Origin of the sequence: Actinomyces lilanjuaniae, assembly GCF_003606385.1 — a bacterium.
Taxonomy (GTDB): domain Bacteria; phylum Actinomycetota; class Actinomycetes; order Actinomycetales; family Actinomycetaceae; genus Actinomyces; species Actinomyces lilanjuaniae.
Genome location: NZ_CP032514.1, coordinates 1852152 through 1869481, shown reverse-complemented (window position 1 = coordinate 1869481; position 17330 = coordinate 1852152). Strand labels below are relative to the sequence as shown.

Genomic DNA, 17330 nt, shown 5'->3' with positions numbered 1-17330 from the left:
CTCACCCCTGCCGCTGCTGCTGGAGGGCGGACTGCCGACTGCGGTGGGTGGCCGCCTTCATGGCTGAGCAGAACTCGACCAGCTCGCTGCTCAGCGCCTCCAGCTCCGCCTCGTAGGCGGTGGAGCCTCTGGGTGCCTCCCGCAGGCTGGCGGCGTGGGACTCCACGATTCTCACTGTCGCCGAGCCGCTGATAGCACCGTCGGCCCCGGCAGCCAGCGCCTCGGTAACCTGGTCGGGACGGGAGATGCCAAAGCCCAGCATGACCGGTGCCGCACTGGCGGAGCGCAGCCGTTCTACCGCTTGGGCCAGCCCGACGGTGGAGGAGGCGTGCTCCGTACCGGTGACTCCCACCCGGGAGACCGCGTAGATGTAACCGCGCGAGGCGGCGGCCACCGCATCCAGGGTATGGTCGGCGGCGGAGGGCGGGGCGATGTAGACCGGGTCCACTCCGGCAGCCCGGGCGGCGGCGCTGAAGGGGAGCGACTCGCGCACCGGAACGTCAGGCAGCAGCACGGAGTCGATGCCCGCCCCCGCACAGTCAGCGTAGAAGCGCTCCAGTCCCAGAGCGAAGGGGACGTTGCCGTAGACGAGCATGCCTATGGGGACCTGATGGTGGCGGGCGCGCACGCGTGCCACTACCTTTAGGCAGTCGTGGAACCCGGCACCAGACTCCAGTGCCCGGACGTGGGCGCGCTGGATGGTCGGCCCGTCTGCCACCGGGTCGGAGAAGGGCACTCCCAGCTCCAGGGCGTCGGCGCCGCCCGCTACGAGTGCCTCGATCACCGCCTCGCAGACGTCCAGGTCAGGGTCGCCCACCATGACGAAGGGCACGAAGGCGCCCTCCTCGCGGGCTTTCAGTGCTCGGAACATGTCGGTGTAGCGGCTCATCTCAGGACTCCTTGGCCAGGCTGGCCAGGGGTGCGTACTCGCTGCGCCTGCCCGCCTCCACCATACGGGCGGCCCTGGCCACCGCCCCGTCGGTGGAGAACGAGCCGCCCAGGCGCGTGCGCACCTGGTCCAGGTCCTTGTCCCCCCGCCCCGACAGGCACACCAGCAGGACCGGCGGCTCGGCCCCCTCCGGTGTGCTGCGCGCCACCTTCAGGGCATGGGCCAGGGCGTGGGCCGACTCCACGGCAGGGATGATCCCCTCGTGCCGGGACAGCAGGCGGAAGGCCTCGATGGCCTCCTCGTCGTCCACGCCCACGTAGCGGGCCCGCCCAGTGTCGGCCAGCCAGGCGTGCTGGGGTCCCACCCCGGGGTAGTCCAGGCCTGCGGAGACGGAGAAGGACTCCTCCACCTGGCCGTCAGCGGTGCGCATGAGGTAGCTGCGGGAGCCGTGGAGGATACCGACCCGCCCCGTGCTGATGGGTGCTCCGTGGCGTGCGGTGTCCAGGCCCTCCCCGGCGGGCTCCACACCGGTCAGCCTCACCTGCTCGTCGTCAAGGAAGTCGGCGAACATGCCGATGGCGTTGGAGCCCCCGCCCACGCAGGCGATGACCTCCTCAGGCAGGCGCCCCGTCATCGCCAGCACCTGGGCACGAGCCTCGGTGGAGATGACTCGGTGGTACTCGCGCACGATGGTGGGGAAGGGGTGGGGGCCGGCGGCCGTGCCCAGCAGGTAGTGGGTGGTACGGAAGGAGGCAGTCCAGTCACGCAGGGCCTCGTTGACAGCGTCCTTGAGGGTCCCTGCCCCGGAGTTCACGGGGACGACGGTGGCCCCCATGAGTTCCATGCGTTCCACGTTGGGGGCCTGGCGTACTACGTCGGTGGCCCCCATGTAGATCGTGCACTCCAGGCCCAGCAGGGCGCAGACCATGGCGGTGGCGGTCCCGTGCTGACCCGCGCCGGTCTCCGCGATGACGCGCGTCTTGCCCATCCTGCGGGCCAGGAGCGCCTGGCCCAGCACCTGGTTGCCCTTGTGGGCGCCTCCGTGGAGGAGGTCCTCGCGCTTGAGCAGGATACGGGCGCGGCCCTTCACCGGCAGGCTGCGCAGGGGGTCAGGGGGGTGGGCCGACCCAGGTAGCGGCTCATCAGCTCGCCCAGCTCGGCGGCGAAGGAGGGGTCGGAGCGGGCCTCGATAAAGGCGTCCTCGAGCTGGTCCAGGGCGGGCACCAGCAGCTCGGGCACGTACTGGCCTCCGTAGGGGCCGAAGTAGGCCCCCAGCCTCGGGTGGGTCCGGTTGCTCCCCGTGGTCTCCCCGGTACCTTTCTGGGGCGCTCCTGAGCTACTGCCTGGGCTGTCTACGCTGCCCGTGCCGGGGCGCTGGCCCACGGGCACCGCAGCGGCCAGGGTGGCGGCCGCAGCGGCGGGGTCCGGGGCGCCTGACAGGGAGGAGCCCACCAGGAGGGCGTCAACCTGCCCGGCCAGGCGGCGCACGTCCCCAGGGGTGGACACGCCTGACTCGCCTACCAGCACGGTGCCGGCTGGTGCCAGCGGCGCCATCTCCTCGGTACGGGCCAGGTCGGTGGCCAGTGTGTGCAGGTCTCGGTTGTTGATACCAATGACACGAGCACCCAGGGCTGCGGCCCGGTGCATCTCCTGGGGCGTGGAGACCTCTGTGAGTACCTCCATGCCCAGTTCGTGGGCCAGCCCGGCCAGCTCGCGGTAGACGTCGTCAGGCACCACGGAGAGCATGAGGAGGACGGCGTCGGCCCCCAGGTGGCGGGCAGCCAGCACCTGGACCTCGTCAACGACAAAGTCCTTGCACAGCACCGGCACGTCCACCACCGCTCGTACGGCGGCCAGGTCTTGGAAGGAGCCGTTGAACCGGTCCGGCTCGGTGAGCACCGAGACGGCCGAGGCATAAGGGGCGTACTGGGTGGCCAGGGCGGCAGGGTCGTAGCTGGAGCGGATGGTGCCTCGTGAGGGGGATGCTGCCTTGCACTCCATGACAAGGGCCGGGCGCGGGCTGGGGCTGGGACCTGAGCGGGTGCGCAGCGCCTGGGCCAGGGACCGTGCCGAGGGCTCCAGGTCTTGGGCGCGCAGGTGCCCGAACTGCGCCCGCAGCTCGGGAAGCCGGGCGCGCCGGGCTGAGACGATGGAGTCCAGGACGGTGCCGGTGGCCATGAGACGCTGGTCCACGGGACGCCGCTGCGGGCGGGCGGGTCCGGTGCGCCCGGTCGTGCCGGGCCTAGCCGTGGTGGGATCTGCTGCGGCGGGCGCTGCTTCAGGGCGCGGTGTCGCGGGGCCGGGGGAGGGGCTGGTCATCGGGTCTCACCCTCCCCGCCCTGGTCAGCGGCACCTGCCGGGGGTGCAGCTGAGTTCCCGGCGGCCGTGGCCCAGGCCGTCTCCGAGGCCCTGGTCATGGACTCCAGGTGGCTGGCCACCCGGCCGCTGGCCAGCTGGTCCAGGGCCATGCGGGTGCCGTCGGCCAGGTTGTCGGCCGGACCTGCCAGGTAGAGCAGCGCCCCGGCGTTGACGGCGATCGCGTCGCGGTGCGCCTCCTGGCCGTTGCCGACGAAGACCTCGCGCAGCAGGTCGGCGTTGTGCTGCGGGTCGCCGCCCAGCACGTCGTGGAGGGCGTAGGTGGGCACTCCCAGGTCCTCCGGGGTGACCGTGTAGGACGTGACGCCGCGCGGGGTGGCCTCACGCACCAGGGTGGGGCCGTGGACGGCGATCTCGTCGGTGCCCGCGCCGTGGACCACCAGCGCGCGCTTGCGACCCAGACGGACCATGGTCTCGGCGATCATGTCGAGGATGCCCGGGTCAGCCACCCCCATGAGCTGGTAGGTCAGGTGGGCAGGGTTGAGCAGGGGGCCCAGCACGTTGAAGATCGTCGGTGTGGCCAGGGCCTGGCGGACAGGCGCGACATGGCGCATGGCCGGGTGGTAGGCCTGGGCGAACAGGAAGGTGAAGTGGTCACGGGCCAGGACCCCCACCGCCTCCTGGGGGGAGAGGTCCACGGGCAGGCCCAGGGCGGCCACGACGTCGGCCGCGCCGGTGCGCGAGGACACGGCCCGGTTGCCGTGCTTGGCTACCGAGACCCCCATAGAGGCAGCCACGATCCCCGCTGCGGTGGAGATGTTGAGGGTCCCTGCCCCGTCACCCCCGGTGCCCACGACATCGACGAGCGGGAAGGTGACCTGGGGGAAGGGCCGGGCGGCCTGGCGGAAGGCGCTGGCGGCCCCGGCGACCTCGTCGGCGGTCTCGCCCCGGGCGTGCAGGGCGGCCAGCAGGGCGGCGGTCTCGGCCTCGGACAGGTCCCCAGCGCCCAGCGCGGCGAAGACGACGCCGGTCTCCTCCTGGGTCAGGCGCCTGCCCTGAATCACCTCACGTAGCAAGCGATGGGCGTCCTCGGCACCGGCGACCGTGGAGGCAGCGGGAGCGCTCGCCGGGGCGACCGCCGGGCTGGTCGCGGCGCTGCTCCCCGCCGTGCTTCTTGCAGCCTTGTCTGCTGTCTTCTCCGTGGTGCCCCCTGTGCTGGTGTCTGCGGGGGTGTCAGCTGGTGCAGGGGTCATGGGTTCCTCGTGATTTCTGGTCATTGACTGGTGTGTGGGCGGAGTAGCGCTGTCATGTGGGAGCCGGGGCTGCGGGATGGCTCAGGTGGCTTGCGTGCCGGACAGGCTCGTGATCAGTGACCGCAGGAGCGCGGGCCCCTGCGGGGTGAGGACGGACTCCGGGTGGAACTGGAGACCGATAGCGGGACGCTGGCGGTGGCGCGCAGCCATGACGACGCCGGGGCCGACCGGGTCCGCCTCCGCTGTGACGGCCAGCGGCACCAGGACGGCGGGCAGCGCACGGGTGCCCAGGGAGTGGTAGCGGGCGACGTCAAGCGGTCCGCCCGCCAGGACCTGGAAGGCGGGGTCACAGCGCCCCGGCCCGGTCACGTCCACGCGCACCGAGCGGCCGTGCACGGCCCCGACCCGGTCCACCTGGCCCCCGCAGGCCTCGACGATCGCCTGGAAGCCCAGGCAGATGCCCAGCACGGGGACGGCGCGCTCCAGGGCGGCGCCGACCAGCTCCATGAGGCAGCCCGAGGTGCGCGGGTGGCCGGGTCCGGGTGACAGGCACAGCACCGGGCGCTCAGTGCTGCTGCCACTGCTGCTGCCACTGCTGCTTCTGCCCGGCCGCGGTTGGAGCGCGTCCAGGACGGTGGAGGCGGGGCTCGTGCTGCGGTAGACCTCGATGTCGGCCCCCAGGGAGGCGAACTGGTCGACGAGGTTGTAGACGAAGGAGTCGCGGTTGTCGAGCAGGACGACGCGCATCTCAGGGCCTCTCTTCCCGGTCCGTGTCTTCCCGTGCCGTGGCCTCAGGGCTGCTGGAGCCGATGACGAGCCGGGCACCCTGGGCGGCGGCAACGGCCTCCAGGACCGCCCGGGCCTTGTGGAGGGTCTCAGCGGCCTCGGCGGCCGGCACGGAGTCGGCCACCACTCCCGCCCCGGCCTGCACCAGAGCCGTCCCCTCACGCACGAAGGCGGAGCGGATGACGATGCAGGTGTCGAGCTCCCCGTCGCCGCGCAGGTAGCCGACCGAGCCGCCGTAGCTGCCGCGTCGCACCCCCTCGGCGGTGCGGATGAGCTCGGCGGCGCGCAGCTTGGGGGCGCCGGTGAGAGTGCCCATGGTCATGGAGGCGCGCAGGGCGTCCAGGGCGTCCAGGTCAGCGTCGAGCTGCCCGCTCACCTCCGAGACCAGGTGCATGACGCGGGAGTAGCGGTCCACGCGCATGAGGTCGTCAACCTGGCGGGTCCCGGCCACGCTCACCCTGGCGACGTCGTTACGGGCCAGGTCCACCAGCATGACGTGCTCGGCGACCTCCTTGGCGTCGGTGCGCAGCTCCAGCTCCAGGCGCGTGTCGCGCTCGTGGTCGATGCTGCCGTCTGGGGCCAGGCCGCGCGGGCGGGTGCCGGCGATGGGGCGGATGGCGACCCGCCCGGTCCTGGCCGAGTGCAGCAGGGCGGACTCCGGGGAGGCTCCCAGCAGCTCGAAGTCAGGGGTGCCCAGGTAGAACATGTAGGGGCTCGGGTTGGAGTCGCGCAGCCGGTGGTAGGCGGCCAGGGCGCTTGGGCACGGCATGGTGAAGCCGCGTGAGGGCACCACCTGGTAGACGTCCCCGGCGGCGATGTGGCCCTGCATCTGGTCCACCAGGGCCTCGAAGTCGTTGTCGGAGACAGTGGGACGGGCGGTCAGGGTAGTGGCTGGTACCGCTGCCCGGGGGGCCGGGTCCCGCGGAGGGGCTGCCGGAGGCCCCTGCGGCTGCGGGGCCGGGTCCTCGGAGTCGTTCGCGTCCTGAGAGTCCCTGGAGTCAGCGGCGTGTCCGGGGAGCCCCCGGGGCCGGGCAGCAGCCTGGCCGGTGGCGGTGTCGGTAGCGGCGTCGGTAGCGGTGTCGATGGCAGCGGCCAGCTCGTCTAGGCGCTGCTCCAGGTCACAGGCGTCCACGGAGGCCCCCACCAGGGTGGCCGTGCGTGTGGGGTGGTCGATAACCAGGATGATACGGGCGTCGTAGAAGAGGTAGTCGGGGCAGGTGTTGGCGCCCGTGGCCACCTCGGGCAGGGTCTCGACGGTGGCCAGGTAGTCGAAGGCGAGCACGCCCGCCTCCAGGGGCAGGTGGGGGTGGTCCACCTTGGTGGCGGCCAGGACCCGCAGGGGCTCGACGGTGGAGGTGGCGGTGAGCCGTTCGCGCTCCTCCAGGCTGCCGTCCTCGGGCGGGTCCGGGAAGGTCAGGGTGACCTGCTCGGCGGCCCGGATGCTGGCCAGGGCGCCTCCGGGCCGAGGGCTAGCCTGCGTGGGCTGCTGCGCGCGCTGTGGGTCAGGATCTGGAGCGGGCTGCGGTGCGGGCCTGGTGCGGGCTCGCTGAGGACGTAGCGGCCCAGGGCGGTGCGCACCCGCTCCACAGCGGCACGGCCGTCGGCTCCGGCGCGGGGGAGGGCCTCGACAGTGACGGTAGGGCCGGTGCAGGTCAGCCGGGCGGAGGCCTCCAGGACCATGACGGTGGTGCGGGAGGCCTTGGTGGTGACGTCGGCCGTCTCCAGCAGCACGGTGTCGCAGGGGCGCGGTGTGCTGTCGGTGCCCGCAGTGATGGGGACCAGGCCCGCCGCAGCCAGGTGCTCCAGCAGCAGGCCTGCGTCGCGGTGGTAGCTGGTGGCCCGTGTTAGCACGGTGGGTGGGGGAAGCGTCATGAGGGCCTTCCTGTTCGTGCCACCAGCAGGACCCGCCCGCTGACGCGCAGGACCTCGCCTGGTGGCGAGCTCTTGCGGTGCGGTGCCGACTGTAGGGCGTCAGCGGCTGCGGGTGGCTCGCCTCCTGGGGAGCCACCACCACTGGCTGGTGCAGGGCGCGGTCATGGCCGAACCTTATGACGGGCGGTGCCGTGCGCACAAGCGCAGCGCCACCGGAGGGTGCGTGTGGCCTCGTGACAAGAGTGTTGACATGGTTTCTAGGTCACGGGTAGCGTCGCGTGGACATGTAGCCTGCGGGCTGCTGAGCTGGTGCGTAGCGAGGAGCCTATGAGGCAGGCAGTTGTCGTGGGCAGTGGTCCCAACGGGCTGGCTGCCGCCGTGACGCTGGCCGAGGCTGGCCTGGCTGTGCGCGTGGTCGAGGCGGGTGACAGGATTGGTGGCGGTGTCGACTCGGAGGAGCTGACGCTGCCGGGGCTGGTGCATGACACGTGCTCGGCGTTCCACCCCTTTGGCCCGGTCTCACCGTTTATGAGCCGCTTTGGCCTGGAGGGGGAGGGACTGCGGTGGCGCTGGGCCCCTTACGAGCTGGCCCACCCACTGCCTGACGGGCGCGGGGCCGTCCTTCACCGCAGCGTCGCGGACACGGCGGCGGGCCTGGGCGGGGACGGGGCGGTCTGGGCCGGGCTGCTCGGCCCGCTGGCCGAGCACTTTGACGCGCTGTCGGCGGAGATCCTCCAGCCCGTGGCCCACATGCCGACTCACCCGTTGGTCCTGGCCCGGTACGGCGCCCCTGCTGCTACGCCCGCGGCGATGCTGGCGCGGGCGTGGAGGGGCGAGGCGGCCCGTGCCCTGTTCGCTGGTGCCGCTGCGCACGCGCTGCGCCCCTTGGGGCGCCCTTCTCCTCGGCCATCGCTCTGGCGCTGCTGGCGGCGGCCCACGGCTGCGGGTGGCCGGTGGCCCAGGGCGGCTCTGGCGCGATCAGGGACGCGGTGCTGCGCCGGGCGCGGCGCGCGGGGTCGAGATCGAGACCGGACGGCGTATCAGGTCACGCAGGGAGGTGGAGCCGGGCAGCCTGCTCATGCTGGACACCTCGCCCGCTGCGGCTGCCCAGATCCTTGCCGATGCCCTGCCGGGACACGTGGCGCGGGCCTACCGGGCCTACCGGCACGGGCCGGGGGTGGCCAAGGTGGACATGGCCGTGGCCGAGGGGGTGCCCTGGCGACACCTGCCCTCCCGGCAGGCGGGTACGGTCCACCTTGGGGGGACCCTGGCCCAGGTCGCTGCCGCCGAGCAGGAGGTCTGGCGCGGGCGGATGCCGCGGCACCCCTTCATCCTGGTGGGCCAGCAGTACCTGGCTGACCCGGGCCGGGCCCGTGGGGGCGTGTACCCCCTCTACGCCTACGCCCACGTCCCGGCGGGCTGGCCCGGTGACGTCACACGGCTGGTCACTGACGAGATCGAGCGCTACGCCCCGGGTTTCCGCGAGCGTGTCCTGGCCTCCACCTCCCGCTCGGCCCTCGATCTCCAGGCGGCCAACGCCAACTACGTCGGCGGGGACATCATCGCGGGTGCCAGCACGGCGCGCCAGTTGGTGGCGCGGCCGCGACTCGCCGCCAACCCGTACGCCACCGGCGTCCCCGGGGCCTACCTGTGCTCGGCCGCCACCCCGCCGGGTGCTGGTGCGCACGGCATGTGCGGATACCTGGCCGCGCGGGCTGCCCTCAAGGACCTGGGGGAGAGGCGGTGACCCGGGCGGATGGCCCGGGCAGCCGGGGTGCCCATGACGGTCACACTCGCGGTGCGGACCGGGCAGGGCGTGCGGGCCTGGGTGGCCCCGCCAGTCCGGTCACCGACGCCGTCCCGACCCGCAGGGACCGCCCGAGGGCACTGCCCCACGACTGGTGGCGGCGCGACCTTGCGGTCGCCCTCCTCGCCCTCCTGCTGTGCGGGGTGGAGACCGAGGCCGTGCGCAGCCTCGGTGTGCTTGAGCGCGGCGGCACGGTTGTGGCGGCCTACGGCTTCGCGGGCGGGCTGGCCCTGCTGTGCGTGTGGCGGCGGCGGTTTCCCCTGAGTGTGGCCGCCTGCGTGTTCCTCCTGTTCCTGGTCGTCAACCTGACTGAGCCCGACGTGCTCAACCTGTTGGGCAACAAGGCGGTCCTCGCCCTGGTGCTGTTCAGTACCGCAGCCTGGGCCTGGCCGCGTCGCCGGGCGAGGACCGTGCTGGCCGCCCTGGTGGCAGGCCTCCTCCTTCTGGGTGCGGTGCTCACGGTGAGGGGCGCGGTGGCCAGCGGCCTGTGGTCGCAGCCGACGCTCCACCTGCTGCCCCCCGGCCTGGCCCTGCTCCTCGACAACCTGCTGCTTAACGTGCTGTGGTGCGGGCTGCCGGTGCTGGCGGGCACCATCGCGTGGCAGCTGGTCCAGGAGCGGATGCTGGTGGAGGAGCAGGCCGCTCTCATTGACGCCCAGGCTGAGGAGCGTCGGGCCGACGCGGTGGCCGACGAGCGGCTGTGGATCGCCCGCGACCTGCACGAGGTCGCGTCACGTGACGTGGCAGCCGTTGGTGTGTCGGCTGCGGCGCTGCGGCGCAACCTCACCAGCCCTCCCCCGGAAGTGGCCCAGGGGCTGCGGGACATGGAGGCGATGTCGCGAGAGGCGGTGCGTGCCCTGCGCCTGGTCGTGGGCTCGTTGCGCCAGGATGACGGGGGCGGCCTGCCTCCGGGTCTGGACAGCCTCCCGGGACTGGTTGAGGAGCTGGGCCGCCGTGGCCTGAGAGTGCGCTACTCGCAGGTGGAGTGCTGTCCCGGGATGACCGGCAGGGTCCCAGCGGCGGTGGGCCTGTCGCTGTACCGGGTGGCGCAGGAGGCCCTGTCCAGCGTGCTGGCCTCCTCCACTGCGGACGAGGCCTCCCTGGTGCTGCGGGTGCTGCACCAGGGCACGGGGCACGCCGCCGAGGTCGAGGTGGTGGAGCGGGGGCGCAGACGTGAGACCGCCTCCGGTGATCGGCGCGGCCTGCTCGGTGTCTCCGAGCGCGTGGCTGCCCACGGCGGCACGGCTGAGGTCGGCCCTCGCCTGGCTGGCGGGTACGGTGTGCGGGTGAGACTGCCCTTCCGCCCTGTGGAGGAGCCGGGATGAGCCAGATCCGGGTGCTCCTGGTCGATGACCACACCGTCATGCGCCGAGGCTTCGCGCTCATGCTCCAGGCCGAGCCCGACATCGTGGTGGTGGGGGAGGCCGCTGACGGCGCGGCCGCAGTGCGCCAGGCCCGTGCGTTGAGTCCTGACGTCGTCCTCATGGACGTGCAGATGCCTGGCGTGGACGGTATCAAGGCCACCGAGCAGGTGACCGAGGCCGGACTCGCCCAGGTCGTCATCCTTACCGCCTTTGACGACGACGAGGCCCTGTTTTCCGGGTTGTCGGCCGGGGCTGCGGGCTACCTGCTCAAGAACGCCGACCCGGTTGAGATCGCCGAGGCCATCCGCCAGGTCCACCGGGGCCACGGCCAGCTGGCGCCGGAGGTGACCAGGCGGGTGCTGGCCCGCCTGCCGCACCAGGAGCGGGGCACGGCGCCGTCTGCCGATCTCGACTCCCTGACCGGGCGGGAGCGGGAGGTGCTGCGCCTGGTGGCCCAGGGACGCACCAACCAGGAGATCGCCGAGGAGCTGATCGTGGGTGTCACGACGGTCAAGAGCTACCTGTCGGCCTGCCTGGCCAAGCTGCACGCGCGTGACCGCGTCCAGCTGGTGGTGCTGGCCTACGAGCTCGGACTCGTGCGGCCCGGTGAGGGTGGTTCTCCGTCCTGATCCTGGCTCGCGGCGGCAGTCTGCCGGGTGCAGCCGGGAGGCTGCGCGGGTCGAGGCAGCTGTCTCACGTGGGCACGAGACCTGTCAGGTGTGCGGCTGGGTCTGCTCCTTCGTGGGGAGGGGTGGTGGGCTGTGGGCTCTCCTTCCTCGGCAGGGGAGGTTCCGGCTCCTGGCAGGGTCAGGCGCTGGCTGGTTGCTCCTAGCCTGGTGGTCGGCAAGAAGACACTGACAGGCAGTGACAGGCAGACAGCAAGGAGGTGGCGATGCTGGAGGTTCGGCACCTGGTGCGGCGCTTCGGGGCCGTGACGGCGGTGGAGGACATGAGCCTCACGGTGCGCCGTGGCGAGGTCGTCGGCTTCGTGGGATTAGTTGGCAACCAAACAACTAATATGTAGGAAGTATGGAAATACTGACAAAACAGCACCCTTCTTACATCAAGAAGGAAGGTGGTCAGAGGTACTATAGTTGTACGCTCTCAGCACACATAGGCAATGCAGTTGTGCCTGTGTCACTCGCGGCGCGCTACGCGCTAAGAAACTAGCCAGCATTCAGTAAGCAGTATAGAGGAGAGAGAGTTATGCGCATAGAACGAGCGCTAAAAGTAGTTTCCGCTTCCATGGTTGCAATAGTGTGTTTGTGCGGGGTTAGTCGACAGTTGACGGCGTCCGCTGAATCGCATATTATGTATTCTGACCGAGAAGTGCTTCAGGGGCTGATGTATGGAGTCGGCCCTGTTGCTGAAAGTGTAGGGATTGAAGTAGAACTGACCGGAGATCTTGAAGGGGGTACGTATGAGGAACTGGTCGAGACGACAGTAGACGATTTCCTTAACGAGTACCCATCCGAGATCGACTCTGCTCTTTCCTTGGTTCGTAGCCGAAATCCTATTGAAGTTGAGAAGGGGCTCCAAAATATAGGAGAAATTGGTATCGAATATGCTGAGCAAAGACTTCCTCGTCCCGTTATGGACACCTCCCAACAAAGATGGTGTGGAGCGGCTGTTGTTTGTGTGGCATATTTCGTTGCAGCTGCACATAATACAGTTGCAGTAACGGCTCTTGCGGCAGTGGTTGCGGGAGGTGCTGTTTATCTTGGAAAATGGACGTGGGGGCCAGCTAGGAACAGTATGTCTGCCGCGACTCGCGAGGCCTTAATTGTTGATATAATCGACGGCCTGGAAGGTGTGCAGTAAATGAATGATGACACTAATGTAGTTAATTCCTACGTTAAGCCGACGTGTGCAGCCTTGTTGTCGCTGGGTATTGCAGTCGCCGTTATCACGTTGCAGGCTATGTCGTGGCTTCCCGTAAGGGAGACTGGAGGTTCAGAGGTGAAAACTGTCTCCAGAATTGTTCGAACATTTACAATGCAAGGCTGGGCTTTCTTCACTAAGTCGCCACGGGACGACTTTATAGTTCCATATAAATTCGATGAGCGAGAAGGTGTGTGGCATTCTGCGGCTCGAGGTCCGGCCGTTCAACCTCGATATGTATTCGGTTTAAATAGAGAATCTCGTTTAACTGAATTCGATATACAGGAAATTATTGGCCTTTCTGCCGATGACGATTGGGTCGGTTGTGAGAATGTGTCTAAGTTTGAGTCATGTCTGGAGGGTGCGTCTACCACCACAATGATGGTTGGCAAGGAGAATCAGATATGTGGGAGTGTAGCAATAGTCGAGGCCCCTCCGGTGCCGTGGATGTATCGTAAACATCTTAATGGTATGCCGGGCCGCGTTTTGTTCGTAAATACGATATGCGAGAACTGACTGCAAGCAGTGGTGGCGAGCGGTGATATAATGGGCAAGTCAACTGCCGAAACGCGCACATTGAAACGAGACACCATTTCCGTGGGCGGGCTGACTACGTTTGATAAGTATCGTTATTTGGTGTACAAGTGTAGCCCGCATATCTATCCTGCTGGATTAGCCAGGTCTGTCCTGGCTTTGGGGACATTGCTAACTTTGCTCGCCTCTCCTCCTGATCAGTTGTTCCATAGGTCGACTAGTTATCCCGAGGGAGTGATATGCTCAAATAGCGTAGTCAATTATGCAGGACTATACTGTATATTCAAACCTCATGTGAACGATATTTCATACATTATTTCTTATGTTATTCTTATCGTTGTGATGATCGGTATAATACCATGGCTTACCACTCTACTTCACTTCTGGGTGACTTGGAGTTTCGCTCAGTCGTCACCTGTAATTGACGGCGGAGATCAAGTGGCATTAGCTATGACTGGAATATTTGTAATCTTTCATTTCGGCGACACTAGGATGCATCAATGGAAAGACCATAGCAACTATCATTCTGTCTGTGGTTTAGTTAAAGCGAGTTGGTGGGCCGCTATAATGCTGTTTTCTGCGCAAGGTGTCGTGATATACGGTCATGCCGTTGTCGGAAAACTTATGGTTCCAGAATGGTTGGATGGGACTGATATATGGTACTGGCTCAGTGATCCCACATTCAGGCCGCCCGAAATTATTCGAACCGTTTTGCTTGTCGTGTCCGACACTTGGATCGGAGCTGTTGCAATTACTTATATCGTACTTCTTGTGGAGGCATCTTTGGCGCTGGCCGCAGTATTCTCTCCACAGGTCAAAATCAGGCTAATGGTGTTAGGTTTTGTTCTGCACCTTGTTTTTGCGTTAACTTTTGGATTGTGGAGTTTTCTTTGCTCGATGACCTGTGTTCTTACCATGTATCTGGTCGTACCGTCGTATGTCTCACAGCCGCACTTGAGAGGATGGTGTCGTCATGTTTTGGCTTCTGGCTTTGACCTTCTGCGTCAGCGCGGTCGTCCTGACCGCTTTGGGGGTGCGCGCCCGTGCTGGCACGCTCGCTCGAAGTCACTTGTACGGGGTTCGGACCCGGGGCACGATGGTGGATGAGGAAACCTATGCCCGGTCGAACCAGGCGGTGTGGTGGGGCTATGTGGTGCAGGGGGGCATCTTTGCGGTGGAGGCGGTTATGACCGTTTTTTTTGCTCTCAGTGGTGGCCCGGACGTGATTTTTATTGTGGTCATTGTCATGGGGATGTTCATTGTGCTGGTGGTTGCCGCTACTCAGGTACTTGTGGCGAACCGGGTTGCCAGGAGTACGGAGGCGGGGGAGAAAAGCCGGTGATCGAGGTCAGAGGAGCCCGTTGTGAGTGCCAGGAGGTGGCAGGCTGAGGGGCGCAGGTGGGCTGTCTTCGGCTGTCTGTGCGTCCTGGCTCCGCGCCTACGTCCTGCCCTGTGGGACTGGTCTGCTCCTTCGTGGGGAGGGGTGGTGGGCTGTGGGCTCTCCTTCCTCGGCAGGGGGAGGTTCCGGCTCCTGGCAGGGTCAGGCGCTGGCTGGTTGCTCCTAGCCTGGTGGTCGGCAAGAAGACACTGACAGGCAGTGACAGGCAGACAGCAAGGAGGTGGCGATGCTGGAGGTTCGGCACCTGGTGCGGCGCTTCGGGGCCGTGACGGCGGTGGAGGACATGAGCCTCACGGTGCGCCGTGGCGAGGTCGTCGGCTTCGTGGGGGCCAACGGGTCGGGCAAGACCACGACGATGCGCATGATTATGGGCGTCCTGGCCCCGCACGGAGGGGAGGTCCTGTGGGACTCCCGCCCCGTGGACGCCGCCGTGCGCCGCCGCCTGGGCTACCTGCCCGAGGAGCGCGGCCTCTACCCCAAGCAGGCGGTGGCCGACCAGCTGGTCTACCTGGGCAGGCTTGCGGGCAGCAGCCGGTCCCAGGCCCGCCAGACCGCCGCACGGCTGCTGGAGGAGCTCGGTATCGAGGAGTACGCCAGGTCCCCTCTGGAGTCCCTCTCCCTGGGCAACCAGCAGCGGGTCCAGGTGGCGGCAGCCTCCATGAGCCGACCTGTGGCGCTCGTGCTTGACGAGCCGTTCTCAGGGCTGGACCCGCAGGCCGTTGACCAGATGGCGCAGATGCTTCGCAGGGACGCCGACCGTGGGGTCCCCGTCCTGTTCTCCTCCCACCAGCTGGATCTGGTGGAGCGCCTGTGTGACCGGGTTGTCGTCGTTGACCAGGGGCGGGTTGTTGCTGAGGGGACCCCCGGGCAGCTGCGGGGCGAGCAGGACCCGGTTGTCCTCATCAGGCTTGAGGGCGACGCCGGGTGGCTGCGCGACGAGCCCGGTATCGAGATCCGCGACATTGAGGGCAGGCAGGCCGTGGTGCGCCTGGGCTCGTGGACCACGACGGACCTGCTGAGGGCGGCCCTCAGCCGTGGTGGCGTCCACGAGCTGCGCCCGTGGCAGCCCAGTCTGGCAGAGATCTTCAGGGAGGTGGTCAGCGATGCCAGCGGCACCAAGGACGGCTGAGACGTCTGAGCAGCCGAGGACAACGAACCAGTCTGGCTCGCACGAGCAGCCTGCGGGGGCTGCTGTGCGCGGGGCCTGGCTGGTGGTGGCCGGGCGGGAGATCTCCGTCCAGTTGCGTAGCAGGACGTTCCTTGTCACCGTGGTGACGACGGCCCTGGGGCTGATGATCACCATCTCCGTGAGCGGATTTATTGCGAGCCTGATGAGCGGGTCCGGCGCTGGCCCCACGCGTGTGGCCGTCACCGACGAGGCGGGCGCGCGCCTGGTCCAGCGTGCCCAGCAGTTGGCTGAGGCCACGGAGGACGCGCCCCGCCTGGAGGCCCGCGAGGTGGCTGACGAGGCGGCGGCGCGTCAGGACGTGCTCTCCGGCGAGGCCGAGCTGGCCGTGGTGACTGAGGGCGGTGGCAGCGAGGTCACACTCATGGTTCGCAGCGACCCGTCGTCGCCGCAGGCCAGCCTGGTGGCAGAGGCGTGGGCACAGCTCCGGCTGGAGGACAATGCCAGCGCCCAGGGGGTGCCCATGGAGGCGCTGCTGGAGGGGACGCAGGTCCGCGAGGTGGTCCTTGCGCCGGGAGAGCCCTCGCCGGGGACCGTCCGGCTTACCGGCTGGGTCCTCACCGGGCTGTTCTACCTGCTGGCCGTGATGTTTGGTGCCCAGCTGGCGCAGGTGGTGCTGGAGGAGAAGCAGAACCGGGTGGTGGAGATTATTGCCTCCCTGGTCCCGGTGCGCTCTCTGCTCTACGGCAAGCTGGTGGGCAGCTGGGTGGTCTCCGTGGTCCAGGTGACCGCCTACGCCTGTGCTGCTCTGGTGGGCTTCTGGCTGCGAGGCTCCGGGGTGGACCTGTCACGGGTCAGTACGGTGCTGGTCTGGTTCGTGGTGCTGCTTGCGGCCGGTCTGGTGGGGACCAACGCCCTGTGGGCGGTGGCGGGGTCGATGTCCACCCGTAGTGAGGACCTTGCCCAGACGGCTACACCGGTCACGTTGCTGCTCATGGCGGTGCTCCCGGTCGGGTTCCTCACCACAGGTCCGGCCGCGACGGTGCTCTCTTTTATCCCGCTGGCCAACGTGGCCGCGATGCCCACAAGGATGCTGGCAGGCGGTGCCGCTTGGTGGGAGCCGGTCCTCTCTCTGGTGATCACGCTCGCTGTGTTCACCCCGCTGCTGGTCATGCTGGCGACGGCTGTCTACCGCCGCTCGCTCATGCAGACCCAGGGGCGCCTCACCATGCGCCAGGCGCTGCGTCTGCCTGCTGACTGAATCCTTCTCTGACACGGTTGTCTTAGTCTTCTTCGCCTTCTGCGGCGGCCCAGACGTAGTTTTCGTCGTCATCGTTGTCCTGGGTAAGGTGGAGCCGCAAGCTCGTCCAACGAGGAAAGTGGCAAGGCGGGCGCCTGGAGCACTCTGTGGTGTCAGTGCTCCAGGCGCCTACCTGCATGCTGCCATGCAGTGCCGAGTACCTGTCGGCGCTACACACCACGGGGTGGACTAGCGGGTCGCCGCGCCAACGGCCGCACCGCCGGCGGCTGCGGCCACCAGGGCGCCTGCAGCCTTGGCACCCGCACCCAGTCCTGCCACGAAAGCAGCAGGGGTGGCGAGTACGGGAACCTGTGCGCGGTCCACCACGACCACGGTGTCGGAGTTGACCTTGTCAAGCAGCTCGTTCATGAGTCCTCCCTTGCTCTGTCAGTTTGCCACGGCCCGATAGGCGGCGTACGCGGCCCCACCCACAGATCCCCCGCCGAGGGCTGCTCCGGCCGCCCACGCAAGGGCGGCGGGTGTAGCGAGTACCGGTGCTTCGGACCTGCTGGCCCGCAGCTGAAGCATTTCCTTCAACGCGGGGTCTGAGTTGACCTTGTCAAGCAGTATCGGCATATGCTCCCTCCTTTCTGTCCTGAGAGGACAATCTCTCCAGTGAGAACCTTTCTCCTGGAGGTCTAGGTGTCGGACGACGAGACGAAGAACAGTGCTACCACGGTCCCTGCCGTGATGGCCAAAGATACGGACGACGTTATTCGACCCGGATTATCCATGTGATCGAACATAGTCAGGTAGGTGACAGAGCCTACGAACATTGTTGTCAGCCAGAAGGCGTACCACCT

At 67.8% G+C, this 17330-nt stretch carries 13 protein-coding genes and 3 pseudogenes; 10 read left to right on the top strand and 6 right to left on the bottom strand.

Translation table 11 applies throughout. The annotated features are described in order from the left end of the window. Position 1: 1 nt before the first annotated feature. From trpA to D5R93_RS07965, 5 genes and pseudogenes are all read right to left on the bottom strand, one after another. A complete protein-coding gene (gene trpA, locus D5R93_RS07985; RefSeq protein ID WP_120204670.1) occupies positions 2-889 on the bottom strand; it encodes a tryptophan synthase subunit alpha in 888 nt (295 codons plus the stop codon). 1 nt (position 890) lies between these two features. Further along, positions 891-3208, bottom strand: a pseudogene (gene trpB / locus D5R93_RS13570) (tryptophan synthase subunit beta). Next, positions 3205-4458 (bottom strand): anthranilate phosphoribosyltransferase, encoded by a 1254-nt coding sequence (gene trpD / locus D5R93_RS07975; protein ID WP_120204668.1) that lies wholly within the window; start codon positions 4456-4458, stop codon positions 3205-3207. Before trpD ends, trpB begins: the two are co-directional and overlap by 4 nt. A gap of 81 nt (positions 4459-4539) precedes the next feature. Further along, positions 4540-5205, bottom strand: a complete 666-nt coding sequence (locus D5R93_RS07970) for an anthranilate synthase component II (protein WP_120204666.1) — start codon at positions 5203-5205, stop codon at positions 4540-4542. Position 5206: 1 nt separating this feature from the next. Continuing rightward, positions 5207-7116, bottom strand: a pseudogene (locus D5R93_RS07965) (anthranilate synthase component 1). Between the two features lie 327 nt (positions 7117-7443). On the opposite strand from D5R93_RS07965, the pseudogene D5R93_RS15020 reads away from it, so the two are divergent. The 10 genes and pseudogenes from D5R93_RS15020 to D5R93_RS07930 form a co-directional block, all read left to right on the top strand. Next, a pseudogene (locus tag D5R93_RS15020) lies at positions 7444-7623 on the top strand (FAD-dependent oxidoreductase); the annotation flags it as partial. 571 nt (positions 7624-8194) lie between these two features. After that, entirely contained in the window at positions 8195-8863 is a 669-nt protein-coding gene (locus D5R93_RS13565; protein WP_243106666.1) for a phytoene desaturase family protein, read from the top strand. Next, on the top strand, positions 8860-10248 hold the full coding sequence (locus D5R93_RS07955; protein ID WP_120204664.1) for a sensor histidine kinase: 1389 nt from the start codon (positions 8860-8862) through the stop codon (positions 10246-10248). The genes D5R93_RS13565 and D5R93_RS07955 overlap by 4 nt, the downstream gene beginning before the upstream one ends. Next, positions 10245-10916, top strand: coding sequence for a response regulator (locus D5R93_RS07950; protein ID WP_120204662.1), 672 nt, complete (start codon positions 10245-10247; stop codon positions 10914-10916). The genes D5R93_RS07955 and D5R93_RS07950 overlap by 4 nt, the downstream gene beginning before the upstream one ends. A gap of 263 nt (positions 10917-11179) precedes the next feature. Continuing rightward, a complete protein-coding gene (locus D5R93_RS14535) occupies positions 11180-11311 on the top strand; it encodes a hypothetical protein (RefSeq protein ID WP_279221327.1) in 132 nt (43 codons plus the stop codon). A 182-nt stretch (positions 11312-11493) separates the two neighbouring features. Beyond that, the gene (locus D5R93_RS13290) at positions 11494-12108 is read left to right on the top strand and encodes a sporulation delaying protein family toxin (protein ID WP_479722551.1); all 615 of its coding nucleotides are present in this window, start codon (positions 11494-11496) and stop codon (positions 12106-12108) included. Next, positions 12109-12684, top strand: coding sequence for an SdpA family antimicrobial peptide system protein (locus D5R93_RS15015; RefSeq protein ID WP_120204660.1), 576 nt, complete (start codon positions 12109-12111; stop codon positions 12682-12684). A 991-nt stretch (positions 12685-13675) separates the two neighbouring features. Then, on the top strand, positions 13676-14044 hold the full coding sequence (locus D5R93_RS07940) for an SdpI family protein (RefSeq protein ID WP_120204658.1): 369 nt from the start codon (positions 13676-13678) through the stop codon (positions 14042-14044). A gap of 283 nt (positions 14045-14327) precedes the next feature. After that, positions 14328-15230, top strand: coding sequence for an ABC transporter ATP-binding protein (locus D5R93_RS07935; RefSeq protein ID WP_120204656.1), 903 nt, complete (start codon positions 14328-14330; stop codon positions 15228-15230). Continuing rightward, a complete protein-coding gene (locus tag D5R93_RS07930) occupies positions 15205-16488 on the top strand; it encodes an ABC transporter permease (RefSeq protein WP_120204654.1) in 1284 nt (427 codons plus the stop codon). Before D5R93_RS07935 ends, D5R93_RS07930 begins: the two co-directional genes overlap by 26 nt. A gap of 228 nt (positions 16489-16716) precedes the next feature. Here the strand turns inward: D5R93_RS07930 and D5R93_RS13285 are convergent, their stop codons facing one another. Continuing rightward, positions 16717-16896 (bottom strand): hypothetical protein, encoded by a 180-nt coding sequence (locus tag D5R93_RS13285; protein WP_162933885.1) that lies wholly within the window; start codon positions 16894-16896, stop codon positions 16717-16719. Positions 16897-17330: the final 434 nt, after the last annotated feature.

What these genes read in the sequence shown, in the direction of transcription:
- trpA (WP_120204670.1), bottom strand. Translation starts at nt 889, where the DNA reads ATGAGCCGCTACACCGACATGTTCCGAGCACTGAAAGCCCGCGAGGAG.
- trpD (WP_120204668.1), bottom strand. Translation starts at nt 4,458, where the DNA reads ATGACCCCTGCACCAGCTGACACCCCCGCAGACACCAGCACAGGGGGC.
- D5R93_RS07970 (WP_120204666.1), bottom strand. Translation starts at nt 5,205, where the DNA reads ATGCGCGTCGTCCTGCTCGACAACCGCGACTCCTTCGTCTACAACCTC.
- D5R93_RS13565 (WP_243106666.1), top strand. Translation starts at nt 8,195, where the DNA reads ATGCTGGACACCTCGCCCGCTGCGGCTGCCCAGATCCTTGCCGATGCC.
- D5R93_RS07950 (WP_120204662.1), top strand. Translation starts at nt 10,245, where the DNA reads ATGAGCCAGATCCGGGTGCTCCTGGTCGATGACCACACCGTCATGCGC.
- D5R93_RS14535 (WP_279221327.1), top strand. Translation starts at nt 11,180, where the DNA reads ATGCTGGAGGTTCGGCACCTGGTGCGGCGCTTCGGGGCCGTGACGGCG.
- D5R93_RS13290 (WP_479722551.1), top strand. Translation starts at nt 11,494, where the DNA reads ATGCGCATAGAACGAGCGCTAAAAGTAGTTTCCGCTTCCATGGTTGCA.
- D5R93_RS15015 (WP_120204660.1), top strand. Translation starts at nt 12,109, where the DNA reads ATGAATGATGACACTAATGTAGTTAATTCCTACGTTAAGCCGACGTGT.
- D5R93_RS07940 (WP_120204658.1), top strand. Translation starts at nt 13,676, where the DNA reads ATGTTTTGGCTTCTGGCTTTGACCTTCTGCGTCAGCGCGGTCGTCCTG.
- D5R93_RS07935 (WP_120204656.1), top strand. Translation starts at nt 14,328, where the DNA reads ATGCTGGAGGTTCGGCACCTGGTGCGGCGCTTCGGGGCCGTGACGGCG.
- D5R93_RS07930 (WP_120204654.1), top strand. Translation starts at nt 15,205, where the DNA reads ATGCCAGCGGCACCAAGGACGGCTGAGACGTCTGAGCAGCCGAGGACA.
- D5R93_RS13285 (WP_162933885.1), bottom strand. Translation starts at nt 16,896, where the DNA reads ATGAACGAGCTGCTTGACAAGGTCAACTCCGACACCGTGGTCGTGGTG.